The organism is Mesorhizobium sp. B264B1B (genome assembly GCF_020165765.1).
In the GTDB taxonomy this organism is placed as follows: domain Bacteria; phylum Pseudomonadota; class Alphaproteobacteria; order Rhizobiales; family Rhizobiaceae; genus Mesorhizobium.
Genome location: NZ_JAIUIS010000002.1, coordinates 32,450 through 46,081, shown reverse-complemented (window position 1 = coordinate 46,081; position 13,632 = coordinate 32,450). Strand labels below are relative to the sequence as shown.

Annotated in this window: 14 protein-coding genes; 13 read left to right on the top strand and 1 reads right to left on the bottom strand. The window is 61.9% G+C overall.

All coding sequences use genetic code 11. The features are described from left to right. Positions 1-146: 146 nt before the first annotated feature. The 6 genes from LB547_RS03910 (at position 147) to LB547_RS03890 (ending at position 5,184) form a co-directional block, all read left to right on the top strand. Positions 147-2,123, top strand: coding sequence for a bifunctional 2',3'-cyclic-nucleotide 2'-phosphodiesterase/3'-nucleotidase (locus LB547_RS03910; protein ID WP_140761957.1), 1,977 nt, complete (start codon positions 147-149; stop codon positions 2,121-2,123). A 199-nt stretch (positions 2,124-2,322) separates the two neighbouring features. Then, the gene (locus LB547_RS32280; protein ID WP_263483007.1) at positions 2,323-2,457 is read left to right on the top strand and encodes a hypothetical protein; all 135 of its coding nucleotides are present in this window, start codon (positions 2,323-2,325) and stop codon (positions 2,455-2,457) included. 117 nt (positions 2,458-2,574) lie between these two features. Then, positions 2,575-2,865, top strand: coding sequence for a Dabb family protein (locus LB547_RS03905; RefSeq protein ID WP_140501335.1), 291 nt, complete (start codon positions 2,575-2,577; stop codon positions 2,863-2,865). A gap of 48 nt (positions 2,866-2,913) precedes the next feature. Next, positions 2,914-3,804, top strand: a complete 891-nt coding sequence (locus tag LB547_RS03900) for a VOC family protein (RefSeq protein WP_140501350.1) — start codon at positions 2,914-2,916, stop codon at positions 3,802-3,804. Beyond that, entirely contained in the window at positions 3,801-4,646 is an 846-nt protein-coding gene (gene kdsA / locus LB547_RS03895; protein WP_140525506.1) for a 3-deoxy-8-phosphooctulonate synthase, read from the top strand. Before LB547_RS03900 ends, kdsA begins: the two co-directional genes overlap by 4 nt. Before the next feature lie 172 nt (positions 4,647-4,818). Continuing rightward, entirely contained in the window at positions 4,819-5,184 is a 366-nt protein-coding gene (locus tag LB547_RS03890) for a PRC-barrel domain-containing protein (protein ID WP_140501340.1), read from the top strand. 68 nt (positions 5,185-5,252) lie between these two features. Here the strand turns inward: LB547_RS03890 and LB547_RS32275 are convergent, their stop codons facing one another. Beyond that, on the bottom strand, positions 5,253-5,375 hold the full coding sequence (locus LB547_RS32275) for a hypothetical protein (RefSeq protein ID WP_263483006.1): 123 nt from the start codon (positions 5,373-5,375) through the stop codon (positions 5,253-5,255). A 199-nt stretch (positions 5,376-5,574) separates the two neighbouring features. Between LB547_RS32275 and eno the strand changes: the two genes are divergently transcribed. From eno to lpdA, 7 genes are all read left to right on the top strand, one after another. Continuing rightward, complete coding sequence (eno, locus tag LB547_RS03885; protein WP_140761961.1) at positions 5,575-6,849, top strand: phosphopyruvate hydratase; 1,275 nt, start codon at positions 5,575-5,577, stop codon at positions 6,847-6,849. A 157-nt stretch (positions 6,850-7,006) separates the two neighbouring features. Beyond that, the gene (locus LB547_RS03880; RefSeq protein ID WP_140501344.1) at positions 7,007-7,330 is read left to right on the top strand and encodes an FtsB family cell division protein; all 324 of its coding nucleotides are present in this window, start codon (positions 7,007-7,009) and stop codon (positions 7,328-7,330) included. 214 nt (positions 7,331-7,544) lie between these two features. After that, a complete protein-coding gene (gene pdhA, locus LB547_RS03875; RefSeq protein ID WP_140501346.1) occupies positions 7,545-8,582 on the top strand; it encodes a pyruvate dehydrogenase (acetyl-transferring) E1 component subunit alpha in 1,038 nt (345 codons plus the stop codon). Positions 8,583-8,597: 15 nt separating this feature from the next. Further along, positions 8,598-9,989 (top strand): pyruvate dehydrogenase complex E1 component subunit beta, encoded by a 1,392-nt coding sequence (locus LB547_RS03870; protein ID WP_140515428.1) that lies wholly within the window; start codon positions 8,598-8,600, stop codon positions 9,987-9,989. An 18-nt stretch (positions 9,990-10,007) separates the two neighbouring features. After that, entirely contained in the window at positions 10,008-11,402 is a 1,395-nt protein-coding gene (locus LB547_RS03865; protein ID WP_140761964.1) for a pyruvate dehydrogenase complex dihydrolipoamide acetyltransferase, read from the top strand. A gap of 123 nt (positions 11,403-11,525) precedes the next feature. Continuing rightward, the gene (locus LB547_RS03860; RefSeq protein ID WP_140515426.1) at positions 11,526-12,161 is read left to right on the top strand and encodes an SGNH/GDSL hydrolase family protein; all 636 of its coding nucleotides are present in this window, start codon (positions 11,526-11,528) and stop codon (positions 12,159-12,161) included. A 15-nt stretch (positions 12,162-12,176) separates the two neighbouring features. Further along, positions 12,177-13,622 (top strand): dihydrolipoyl dehydrogenase, encoded by a 1,446-nt coding sequence (lpdA, locus tag LB547_RS03855; RefSeq protein WP_140761968.1) that lies wholly within the window; start codon positions 12,177-12,179, stop codon positions 13,620-13,622. Positions 13,623-13,632: the final 10 nt, after the last annotated feature.

Genomic DNA, 13,632 nt, shown 5'->3' with positions numbered 1-13,632 from the left:
CGCTTGCGCCCGTTCATCCGCGCGTCATCTGTTGCTGATCGACTGACAACTCCGATGCGCGCAACTTCTTGAAATGGACTCGAATAGGTTTCAGCGCGAAGTTCGCTTTCGGCCAGGGTCTTTCGTGTCGTCGAAAAGGAGAAAACATGTCGCCGGTCCATTCCGTCTCCCGCCGCGGTCTCCTCGCGGGCGCCGCCGCCACAGGCGCGCTGATTGCGCTTCACCCTTTCTCCGCCCGCGCCCAGGCCAACCAGGCGCATCTCCGGATCATGGAGACCACCGACATCCATGTGAATGTGCTGCCCTATGACTATTACGCCGACAAAGCGAATGACACGATGGGACTGTCGCGCACGGCCTCCCTGATCGACGCGGTGCGCAAGCAAGCCGTTAATTCGATGCTGATCGACAATGGCGACCTGCTGCAGGGCAATCCGATGGGCGACTACATCGCCTATGAAAAGGGCATGAAGGACGGTGACCTGCATCCGATCATGAAAGGCATGAACCTGCTCGGCTACGAGTGCTCGACGTTGGGCAACCACGAATTCAACTACGGCCTGTCCTTCATGGACAAGGTTCTGGCCGGCGCCAATTTCCCCTTCGTCTGCGCCAACCTGATCCGCGGCACCGAGCTTGCCGCGAACCCGCGCGACGACAAGCTCTACCTCAAGCCCTACGTCATCCTCGACAAGAAGATCAGGGACGGTTCACGCACCGAGCAACCGATCAGGATTGGCATCATCGGCTTCGTGCCGCCGCAGATCATGGTCTGGGATCTCAAGAACCTCGAAGGTAATGTCAGAACGCGCGACATTGTCGAGGCTGCCAAGGCCTGGGTGCCGCAGATGAAGGAAGAGGGCGCCGACATTATCATCGCGCTCTCGCATTCTGGCATCGACATCAAGCAGGGCGATATGATGGAGAACGCATCGTTCTTTGTCGCCGGCGTTGAAGGCATCGACGCGGTGTTCACGGGTCACCAGCATCTGGTGTTCCCCGGCAAGAAGGATTTTCAGGCGCTCGAAGGCGTCGATGCGCAAAAGGGTACGCTGCAGGGCAAGCCGGCCGTCATGGGCGGCTTCTGGGGCTCGCATATGGGCCTGATCGACCTGATGCTGGAGCGCGACGGATCGAAATGGAAGATCGTTTCCGCCACCTCGGAAGCGCGGCCGATCTTCGAACGTGTCGACAACGAGAACAAGCCGACTGTCGCGGACGACAACCGCATCATCGCCGCGCTTGAGCAGGACCACCAGGCAACGCTCGCCTATGTGCGTCGTCCCGTCGGCAAGACCGCAGCGCCGCTCTATTCCTATTTCGCGCTGGTCGCCGACGATCCGTCGGTTCAGGTCGTCAGCCAGGCGCAGACCTGGTACCTCCAGGACATCCTGAAAAACACACAATGGAAGGACGTGCCGCTGCTGTCGGCGGCAGCCCCCTTCAAGGCCGGCGGGCGCAACGGCGCCGACTACTACACCGATGTGCCGGCAGGCGACATCGCCATCAAGAACGTCGCCGACCTCTACCTTTATCCCAACACCGTGCGGGCCGTTGAGATCACCGGAGCGCAGGTCAAGGAATGGCTGGAAATGTCGGCCGGCATCTTCAACCGGATCGAACCTGGCAAGGCCGACCAGGCGCTCATCAACACCGACTTTCCGTCCTACAATTTCGACGTTATCGACGGCGTCACCTACAGAATAGATCTGTCGCAGCCGCCGAAATACGATCCCAAGGGTGGGCTGGCCAATGCTAGTGCCAATCGCATCGTCGGCCTGATGTTCGACGGCAAACCGATTGATCCCAATCAGAAATTTGTCGTTGCAACGAACAACTACCGGGCCGGAGGCGGCGGCAATTTTCCTGACATCGACGCTTCCAAAATTATCTACGAAGCGCCAGACACCAACCGCGACGTCATCGTTCGCTACATCGTCAAGCAGGGCACCATCAACCCGTCGGCGGACGGCAACTGGTCGTTCGCGCCACTGCCCGGAACCAGCGTCGTGTTCGAGACAGGGCCCAAGGCGAAGGACCTCATCGCCGAAGTGAAGTCATTGAAAATCGAGCCGGCGGGCGCCGGCGAGGCAGGATTTGCGAAATACCGCATCCTTCTCTGACCGCCATTCGCAATTGGGACGCGGGCCATTTCTGGATCATGTCCGGCCAGTCGCCGGCGACGAGATCGAAGGCGCGCCGGCATTGATTTGGCAGTTCCAGGTGCCGAGAGCTCACATACCGTACGAGGGTCGACACGGATCCCATCTTTGCCTGGCGGAACGTCTATGAGCACAGCCGGGCTTATGCGATAGATTAGCCATGCGTTATGTCATCGTCATCGCCGCCGTTGCGTTTTTCCTGATCTGGGACGGTCTCTACAACCAGGGCCGGTACCTCGATATGACGGTGAGGAATGTCTCTCACGTGGTGCGTTACGTCACCGGCAAGGTCTAGTCCCGTTCAGGTCTCATGCATCCCGGGCGCGTCGCAAGGACGCGCGGCACCCTGAACGGTTGACCTGACGGTTTCGTCGTCACAAAAGACCCCGGATTTTTGATCGAGGAGGCGGGGTTGATCCGGCATATCGTTTTCTTCAGCGCGCGGCGTGGCGAGGATGTGGAGGCAGTGCGCTCTGGGCTGCTGGCGCTCGGCGGCATTCCCCATTCCAGCCTGTTCGAGGTGACGCTGAACACCAAGGTCGATCCGCTGTCGGATGAGATCGACGTGGTCGTCTATGCCGAATTCACGGATGCCGCCGCATTGGCCGCCTACAAGGCGCATCCGCTCTATGCGCAGACCACCAGCAGGGTCAAGCCATTGCGCGAACTGCGTTATTCCGCCGATGTGGTGGCCGGAAGCTGATTCGGGCGCCCTTGAACCCTTTTGCGCAATGATGCACACCGCGCTGGCATGATCCAAACACCACCCACAGGCACTCATCCGCTCGATCACCTCGTGCTGCCGACCTCGAGCCTGGATGTGGCGCGGGCGCGGCTAACGGCCCTCGGCTTCATCGTCGCGCCGACAGGCATCCATCCATTCGGCACGGAAAATTGCTGCGTCTTCCTCGCGGACGGCACCTATCTGGAACCGCTGGCTGTAGGCGATGATCAGGCCGCGATGAAGGCCGCCGGCCAGGGCAATGTCTTCGTCGCGCGCGACCGGCTCTATCGTGACCGCAATGGCAATGAAGGTTTTTCCGCCGTGGTCCTGACCACGGACGACGCCGATGCGGACCATGCACGCTTTGTCGATGCGAGCCTGTCGGGCGGGGACATGCTGGGCTTTTCGCGGGCGTTCACCGACGCTGCCGGCAAAAGCGACATGGCGTCATTCAAACTGGCCTTCGCGTCGACCGGGGGTTCAACCGATGCGTTCCTGTTCGCCTGCCAGCGCGTCAACGCGCCGGAAGTGGACCGCACAGCGCTGCAGGCTCATGCCAACGGTGCCACGGGAATTGTCGAGATCGTGGCGATCAGCGACGAGCCCGCCGAGCAGCGCCGGCTGATTTCCGTGGCAGTAAACGATCCGACGGCTGACGCGCGCGCCTCCATTTTTCGTCTACCTAACGCTATCTTGGCTGTACTCGACCCGGCCTCTTTCACGGCACGCTTTGGCGTGCCCGCCGGTAAGCCGACGCAACTCCGCTTCGCGGCAGTCGTCTTTTCGGTTCGGCGTGCCGCTGTGGCGGCAGGTCTGCTTGCAGCCAATTCCATCAGATACGATATGTCGGGCAGTGATATCGTCGTGCAGCCGACATCCGGGCAGGGCGCGGCCTTCATCTTTCGGGAGATACAATGAGCAACGCCTTGGCGCCCAATTCATCGGTAACCGTCGGCAATGTCGTCTTCGACAACGCAGCACCGCTGTCGCTGATTGCCGGCCCCTGCCAGTTCGAATCACGCCAGCATGCCTTCGACATGGCCGGCGCGCTGAAGGAATTGACAGGCAGGTTGGGCATCGGCCTCGTCTACAAGACCAGCTACGACAAGGCCAACCGCACCTCCCTGTCGGCTACACGCGGTGCCGGCATGGAAGCGGCGCTCCCGGTCTTCGACGAGTTGCGCAAGGAATTCTCCTTGCCGGTACTGACCGACGTCCACACCGAGGAACAGTGCGCCATCGTTGCGCCGCATGTCGACGTGCTGCAGATCCCGGCCTTCCTGTCGCGCCAGACCGACATGCTGGTTGCCGCCGCAAGGACGGGCAAGGTGATCAACGTCAAGAAGGGACAGTTCCTCGCGCCCTGGGACATGAAGAACGTGGTGGCCAAGATCACCGGCTCCGGCAACCCCAATGTCTTGACCACCGAGCGCGGCGCCTCGTTCGGCTACAACACGCTTGTCTCGGACATGCGGGCCCTGCCCATTATGGCCGACATCGGCGCGCCTGTGATTTTCGACGCCACCCATTCGGTCCAGCAGCCGGGCGGGCAGGGTGGTTCCTCCGGCGGCGAACGCCGCTTTGTCGAGACCTTGGCCCGCGCGGCTGTCGCTGTCGGCGTTGCCGGCGTCTTCATCGAGACCCACCAGGATCCGGATAATTCGACCTCGTCCGACGGACCGAACATGGTGCCGCTGAAGGACATGCCGGCACTTCTGGAAAGGTTGATGGCGTTCGATCGGGTAGCGAAGGCCCGCTGACCCGGCGCAGCTGAAGGTCGTCGCCGCGGAGGGCATATATCGGCCTGCCACGTCAGTGAGAAGTCACCTTTATACAGGTGGAAAAAGTCGAACAGACCGGCGGAAAAGTCGGGAACCTTCGATCTCGCCCCTCATTGTGAAAGTCCAGAGCAACGACAATGAGGAGCACATCATGACAACCCAGGCAGGACACACAGAGGCTATCGCTGCTTCGCGGGTCATCGGCACATCCGTCTATAACACCGAAGGCACGAAGATCGGCAGCATCGAGGACGTCATGCTCGACAAGCTGTCCAACGGCATCATGTTCGCTGTGATCGGTTTTGGCGGCTTTCTCGGCATGGGTGAAAAATATCACGCCATCCCGTGGGCGAGTTTGGATTACGATGAGGATAGGGGCGGCTATGTCGTGCCATTCTCGAAGGACCAGCTGAAAGCCGCTCCCGCCTATTCGATCAACGAGCTGACGGGCGCCGATGGCGAGGCCGCACGTGACGCCTCCTACAATTACTACAAGGTCGAGCCTTACTGGCATTGACCGGCCAGCCTGACGTGAAAAGGCCCCCGCAAACCAGCGGGGGCCTTTTACATGATCGCCTGCCGTGCTTACTCCGCGCTGCGGAGGGTCGACAGTTGCACCGCGCCCTGTGGAGGCTGCTGGTTGTCGCAGGACGTCAGGAACGCCGCCGCGATCAGGAACAAACTCACGATACCGCTTAACTCGGACATGGCGAAACTCCTCCTGTTTCGCCCCGCGCAGCCGCCATCATAGACCGGCGGCCATCCTATGGCGCATGACTTATGATGACAGGAATTTGCGCTTCGTGAATCGCGCCGGCGGCAATAATTGGCGGTGGCCCGATTGCCTTTTGCGCCGCTTTGGCTAAGACGGGCGCGACGTTTCGTCAGATCAATCGGGGACATCGCAATGACCGCCATCATCGACATTGTCGGGCGTGAAATCCTGGACAGCCGTGGAAATCCGACCGTCGAGGTCGATGTCGTGCTCGAAGACGGTTCGATGGGCCGGGCGGCCGTGCCGTCTGGAGCTTCCACCGGCGCGCATGAAGCCGTCGAACTGCGCGACGGCGGCGCCCGCTATCTCGGCAAGGGCGTGCTGCGGGCCGTCGAGGCGGTCAACGGCGAACTGTTCGAGGCAATCGGCGGCATGGAAGCCGAAAACCAGATCCACATCGACCAGACCATGATCGAACTCGACGGCACGCCCAACAAGAGCCGGCTCGGCGCCAACGCTATTCTCGGTGTGTCGCTGGCGGTGGCCAAGGCCGCGGCCGAAGCCGCCGGCCTGCCGCTCTATCGTTATGTCGGCGGCACCAAGGCGCATCTGCTGCCGGTACCCATGATGAACATCATCAATGGCGGCGCCCATGCCGACAACCCGATCGATTTCCAGGAATTCATGATCCTGCCGGTCGGTGCGCCAACGCTGCGCGAAGGCGTGCGCTGGGGTTCTGAGGTCTTCCACACGCTGAGGAAGAAGCTGAAGGACGCCGGCCACAACACCAATGTCGGCGACGAAGGCGGCTTTGCCCCGAACCTGAAGAGCGCGCCGGTGGCGCTCGATTTCATCATGGAGTCGATCGAGCGGGCCGGCTTCAAGCCGGGCGAGGAGATTGCGCTCGGCCTCGATTGCGCTGCGACGGAATTCTTCAAGGACGGCAACTACGTCTATGAAGGCGAGAAGAAGACACGCGATCCGAAGGCGCAGGCGAAATACCTGGCCAAGCTCGCCGCCGATTATCCGATCATTTCGATCGAGGACGGCCTTGCCGAGGATGACTGGGAAGGCTGGAAATATCTGACCGACCTGATCGGCAAGAAGACGCAGCTCGTCGGCGATGATCTCTTCGTCACCAACACGGCGCGCCTGCGCGATGGCATCCGCATGGGGGTCGCCAATTCGATCCTGGTCAAGGTCAACCAGATCGGATCGCTGACCGAGACGCTCGATGCCGTCGAGACCGCGCACAAGGCCGGCTACACCGCCGTCATGTCGCATCGCTCGGGCGAGACCGAGGATTCGACCATCGCCGACCTCGCCGTCGCCACCAATTGCGGGCAGATCAAGACCGGATCGCTGTCGCGTTCCGACCGCATGGCCAAATACAACCAGCTCATCCGCATCGAGGAAGAACTCGGCAAGCAGGCGCGCTACGCCGGCAAGTCGATGTTGAAGGGCTGAGCCGGAGCATCTGACACAGGGATGGCGGTGAGGGGCGGGAATTCCCGCCCTTTTTCGTTGGAGCGCCTGTGGACGCGTCATCCGTAACCGTCCGTTAAGCACAATGGAGCGAAAAAGACCGTGGTCGCCCGAGTTCGCGACTGCGAGGGAACGGACGATGTGGACGCGTCAGCACAAACAGAGAAACACCGGCCGGCTGATTATCCCCTCGCTCTGCGCGGTGTTCCTGGCCTATTTCGGCTTTCATGCCTATCACGGCGAGTTCGGCATCAATTCGAAATACCAGCTGGAGGCCGAGACTGTTGCCCTGCAGGCCCAGCTCGATGCGATCAAGGCGCGCAGGATGGAGCTGGAACGGCGCGTCAAGCTGATGCACGACGGCACGCTGGAGAAGGACATGCTCGACGAGCAGGCGCGTAAGGCGCTGAATTTGTCCCAGGCCGACGAAATCACCATCATGTTGCCGGTCTCGGCAAAGTAACCAATATCAGGTTAATCACCAATATTTTCAATGATTCTAATTGCTTAGTCGCATGCCAGCTATGCAATTTCGACATGGCGGAACACGTTCTCACGTGTTAGCCTCCCCAAAATCAGTGGGGAGAGCTGATCTCCCCTGAGCAGATTTCATCTTGCTCGAGCAGATTTCATCTTGCTCGAAATGTCCGCGAAGAGACGCCAACAGGGAGTGATGCATGGCAACCGCAGCCAGGAAAGCGCCTGCCAAATCGAAATCCGACGGCAAATCGGGCCTTTCCGCGCCCAAACCAGTGGAATTCACCAAGGACGAGGAGCTTGCCGCCTACCGGCACATGCTGCTTATTCGCCGTTTCGAGGAAAAGGCCGGCCAGCTTTACGGGATGGGCTTCATCGGCGGCTTCTGCCATCTCTACATCGGCCAGGAAGCGGTCGTCACCGGTATGAAGATGGCGCTGATCGACGGTGACCAGATGATCACGGCCTACCGCGACCACGGTCATATGTTGGCGATGGAACTGTCGCCGCGTGGCGTCATGGCCGAACTGACCGGCCGCCGAGGCGGCCTGTCGAAGGGCAAGGGCGGCTCCATGCACATGTTCTCCAAGGAGAAGCATTTCTACGGTGGCCACGGCATCGTCGGCGCCCAGGTGTCGCTCGGCACGGGCCTGGCCTTTGCCAACCGCTATCGCAGCAACAACAATGTCACGCTGACCTATTTCGGCGACGGGGCCGCCAACCAGGGCCAGGTCTACGAAAGCTTCAACATGGCTTCGCTGTGGAAGCTGCCGGTGATCTACATCATCGAGAACAACCGCTATGCCATGGGCACCTCGGTATCGCGCTCCTCGGCGGAGACCGACTTCTCGAATCGCGGCGCCTCGTTCAAGATTCCCGGCATCCAGGTCGACGGCATGGACGTGCGTGCTGTCAAGGCCGCCGGCGATCTCGCCACCGAATGGTGCCGTGCCGGCAATGGGCCGCTGATCCTCGAAATGCAGACCTACCGCTATCGGGGCCATTCGATGTCCGACCCGGCGAAATACCGCTCCAAGGAAGAAGTGCAGAAGATGCGCTCCGAGCATGACCCGATCGAGCAGGTCAAAGCGCGGCTGATCCAGAAGAAGTGGGCAAGCGAGGACGAATTGAAGACCATCGACAAGGAGGTTCGCGACGTCGTCGCCGATGCCGCCGAGTTTGCCCAGCACGACGCCGAGCCGGATCCGTCCGAGCTCTGGACCGACATCGTATTGTAACGGGAGGGCAAGGACATGCCGATCGAAATTCTCATGCCCGCCCTTTCGCCGACCATGGAAGAGGGCAATCTTTCCAAGTGGTTGAAGAACGAGGGCGACAAGGTCGTCGCCGGCGACGTCATCGCCGAGATCGAAACCGACAAGGCGACGATGGAAGTCGAAGCTGTCGATGAGGGCACGCTTGCCAAGATCGTGGTTCCCGCAGGCACCGAAGGCGTCAAGGTCAACGCGGTGATCGCCGTGCTGGCTGTCGATGGCGAAGACGTCGACAAGGCCGGCGAAGGCATCGGTGAAGAGCCCGCCAAGACTGAGGCAAAGGCGCCGACACCGGCACCCGCTGCGGCCAAGAGCGAGGCAGCGGCGCCTGTGGCGGCCGCGCCGAAGACGGAAGTCGCCGCCGATCCTGACATACCCGCCGGGACCGAGATGGTCTCGACCACGGTGCGCGAAGCGCTGCGCGATGCGATGGCGGAGGAAATGCGCCGCGACGGCGATGTCTTCGTCATGGGCGAGGAAGTTGCCGAGTACCAGGGCGCCTACAAGATCACCCAAGGCCTGCTGCAGGAGTTCGGACCGCGTCGCGTCGTCGACACGCCGATCACCGAGCACGGCTTTGCCGGCGTCGGGGTCGGTGCGGCGATGGCTGGGCTGAAGCCGATCGTCGAATTCATGACCTTCAACTTCGCCATGCAGGCGATCGACCAGATCGTCAACTCGGCCGCCAAGACGCTCTACATGTCCGGCGGACAGATGGGCGCGCCGATCGTCTTCCGCGGGCCGAACGGCGCGGCGGCTCGCGTCGCCGCCCAGCATTCTCAGTGCTACGCCGCCTGGTACAGCCACATACCAGGCCTGAAGGTGGTGATGCCTTATACCGCCGCCGACGCCAAGGGACTGCTCAAGGCGGCGATCCGCGATCCGAACCCGGTCATCTTCCTCGAAAACGAAATCCTCTACGGCCAGTCCTTCGACGTGCCGAAGCTGGACGACTTCGTGCTGCCGATCGGCAAGGCGCGCATCCACAAATCAGGCAAGGACGTCACCATCGTCTCCTTCGGCATTGGCATGACCTATGCGGTCAAGGCCGAAGCGGAACTGCGCGGCATGGGCATCGACGCGGAGATTATCGATCTCAGGACCATCCGTCCGCTCGACTTCGACACCATCATCGCCTCGGTGAAGAAGACCAACCGGCTGGTCGTGGTGGAAGAAGGCTTCCCGCAGAACTCGGTTGGCGACCATATCGCCAACCAGGTGTCGCAGCGAGCCTTCGATTTCCTCGACGCGCCGGTCATCACCATCGCCGGCAAGGACGTGCCGATGCCCTATGCGGCCAATCTCGAAAAGCTGGCTTTGCCGAATGTCGGCGAAGTCATCGAGGCCGTCAAAGCCGTCTCATATCGCTGAACCGGGCGGGAGGACACAATGCCAATCAACATCACCATGCCGGCCCTCTCGCCCACCATGGAAGAGGGCAATCTGTCGAAGTGGCTCGTGAAGGAGGGCGACAAGGTTTCGCCCGGCGATGTCATTGCCGAGATCGAGACCGACAAGGCGACGATGGAAGTCGAAGCCGTCGATGAGGGCACGGTGGCGAAACTGGTCGTTCCCGCCGGCACCGAAGGTGTCAAGGTCAATGCGCTGATCGCCGTGCTTGCCGCCGAGGGTGAGGACGCAAGTGCCGCCGCGAAAAGCGGTGGCGATGCCGCACCGGCGAAAGCGGAGCCTCCCAAGGCTGAGACATCGAAGACCGAGACTCCCACCTCTCCGTCCGATGGGGGAGGTCGCGCCGCGGGTGAACCCACCGCCGCGACCCCCACCCCGGCCGGAAGGCCCGCCGACCCTCCCCACAAGGGGGAGGGTGAAGGGCGCACCTTTGCTTCGCCGCTCGCGCGCCGTATTGCCAAAGAGGCGGGCGTCGATGTGTCTGCCGTGACCGGCACCGGCCCGCATGGCCGGGTGGTGAGGGCCGATGTCGATGCCGCCATAGCCGGCGGCGGCGCCAAGGCGGCACCCGCTGCCAAAGCTCCGGCTGGCGCGCCGGCCGCTGCTCCCGCGCCGGTAAAGGCGATGTCGGACGATCAGGTGCTGAAGCTGTTCGAGGAAGGCTCCTATGAACTCGTCCCGCACGACAACATGCGCAAGACCATCGCGCGGCGGCTGGTCGAGGCCAAGACCACCATCCCGCATTTCTACCTGACGCTCGACTGCGAGCTCGATGCGCTGCTTTCGCTGCGCACGCAGCTCAATGCGGCCGCACCGGTAAAGAAGACCGACAAGGGCGAGGCGCCCGCCTACAAGCTGTCGGTCAACGACATGGTGATCAAGGCGATGGCCATGGCCTTGAAGGCGGTGCCGGATGCCAATGCCTCGTGGACCGAAAGCGCCATGGTCAAGCACAGGCATGCCGATGTCGGCGTCGCCGTCTCGATCCCCGGCGGCCTGATCACGCCGATTATCCGCAAGGCGGACGAAAAGACGCTGTCGGTGATCTCCAACGAGATGAAGGACCTGGCCAGCCGCGCGCGCAGTCGCAAGCTGAAGCCGGAGGAATATCAAGGCGGCACCACGGCGGTGTCGAACCTTGGCATGTTCGGCATCAAGGATTTCGCCGCCGTCATCAACCCGCCGCATGCGACGATCCTGGCGGTGGGTGCCGGCGAGGAGCGGGCGGTGGTCAAGAACGGCGAGATCAAAATCGCCACGGTGATGTCGGTGACGCTGTCGACCGACCATCGCGCCGTGGACGGAGCACTCGGTGCCGAACTGCTGGTCGCCTTCAAGAAGCTGATCGAGAACCCGATGGGCATGCTGGTGTAGGAAGAACAAGGCGGTGCGGAAATTCTTCACCGGCCTCTTCGCCGGCGGCTTGGAGGCGCAGGAATTCGCCGTCGTCACCAACGCCGAGGAAGAATACTCCCTCGCAAGGGCGGGTTGAGCAAGATGAAGACGGTTCTTTGCTACGGCGACTCACTGACCTGGGGCTACAATGCCGAGGGTGGCCGTCATGCGCTCGAGGATCGCTGGCCAAGCGTGCTGCAGACCGGACTAGGTGACGGCGTGCATGTCATTGCCGAGGGGCTGAATGGCCGCACAACGGCGTTCGACGATCACCTGGCAGGCGCCGACCGCAATGGCGCAAGAACGCTGCCGACGGTGCTGACCACGCATGCGCCGATCGACGTCATCGTCATCATGCTCGGCGCCAACGACATGAAGCCCTGGATCCACGGCAATCCCGTTGCGGCCAAACAAGGCATCCAGCGCCTGATCGACATCGTGCGCGGCCACGACTATCCGTTCGACTGGCCGCCGCCGCAGATCCTCATCGTCTCGCCGCCTCTCGTCAGTCGCACCGAAGATGCCGAGTTCAAGGCGATGTTTGCCGGCGGCGACGATGCGTCCAAAGAGCTTGCGCCGCAATATTCCGCGCTCGCCGATGAGGCTGGCTGCGGCTTCTTCGATGCCGGCACTGTGGCCAAGACCACGCCGCTCGACGGCGTCCATCTCGATGCCGAAAATACGCGAAACATCGGCGAGGCGTTGACGCCGCTCGTGCGCGTCATGCTGGAATTGTGATTGAAGGAGAAAACCGTGGCTGAGAACTACGACGTCATCATCATCGGCTCCGGTCCCGGCGGCTATGTCACGGCAGTGCGTTCCGCGCAGCTCGGTTTCAAGACGGCGATCGTCGAGCGCGAGCATCTCGGCGGCATTTGCCTGAACTGGGGCTGCATTCCGACCAAGGCGTTGCTGCGTTCGGCCGAGATCATGCATTATTCGGATCATCTGAAGGACTATGGACTGAAGCTCGACGGCAAGGTCAGCGTCGACACGTCGGCCGTCGTCGACCGCTCGCGCAAGGTTTCGCTGCGGCTCAATGGCGGCGTCGCCTTCCTGATGAAGAAGAACAAGGTCGACGTCATCTGGGGCGAGGCCAAGCTGACAAAACCGGGCGAGATCGTCGTCTCCAAGACGGCCAAGAAGCCGATGGAGCCGCAGCCGCCTGTGCCGAAAGGCGTCAAGGGCGAGGGCACCTACACCGCCAAGCACATCATACTGGCGACCGGCGCCCGGCCGCGGGCGCTGCCGGGCATCGAGCCGGACGGCAAGCTGATCTGGACCTATTTCGAGGCCATGGTGCCCAAGGAAATGCCGAAGTCGCTGCTGGTGATGGGTTCGGGCGCCATCGGCATCGAATTCGCCTCGTTCTACCGCACCATGGGCGCCGACGTGACCGTCGTCGAACTGCTGCCGGCCGTGATGCCGGTCGAGGACGCCGAGGTGTCGAAATTCGCCCAGAAGCAGTTCGAGAAGCAGGGCATGAAAATCATTCTCGAAGCCAAGGTAACCAAGGTCGAGAAAGGCGCCAATTCGATCACCGCGCATGTCGAGATGAAGGACGGCAAGGTGGAGAAGATCACGGCCGATCGCATGATCTCGGCCGTCGGCGTGCAAGGCAATATCGAGGGCCTCGGCCTGGAGACGCTTGGCGTGAAGACGGAGCGCGGCTGCGTCGTCGTCGACGGCTACGGTAAGACCAATGTGTCCGGCATCTACGCCATCGGCGATGTCGCCGGCCCGCCGATGCTCGCCCACAAGGCCGAGCATGAAGGCGTCGTCTGCGTCGAGAAGATCGCCAATTTCCCCGGCGTGCACGCCACCGACAAGCTGAAGATCCCTGGCTGCACCTATTGCAATCCGCAGGTCGCTTCGGTCGGCCTGACGGAAGCGAAAGCCAAGGCCGAGTGCAAGGACGTCAGGGTCGGCCGCTTCCAGTTCGCCGCCAATGGCAAGGCCATCGCGCTCGGCGAGGACCAGGGCTTCATCAAGACCATCTTCGACAAGAACACCGGCCAACTGCTTGGCGCCCACATGGTGGGCGCCGAAGTGACCGAACTGATCCAGGGTTTTGTCGTTGCGATGAACCTCGAGACGACCGAGGAAGAACTGATGCACACGATCTTCCCGCACCCGACGCTGTCGGAGATGATGAAGGAAAGCGTACTCGACGCCTATGGCCGTGCGCTGAACGCATGATAGATTGGCC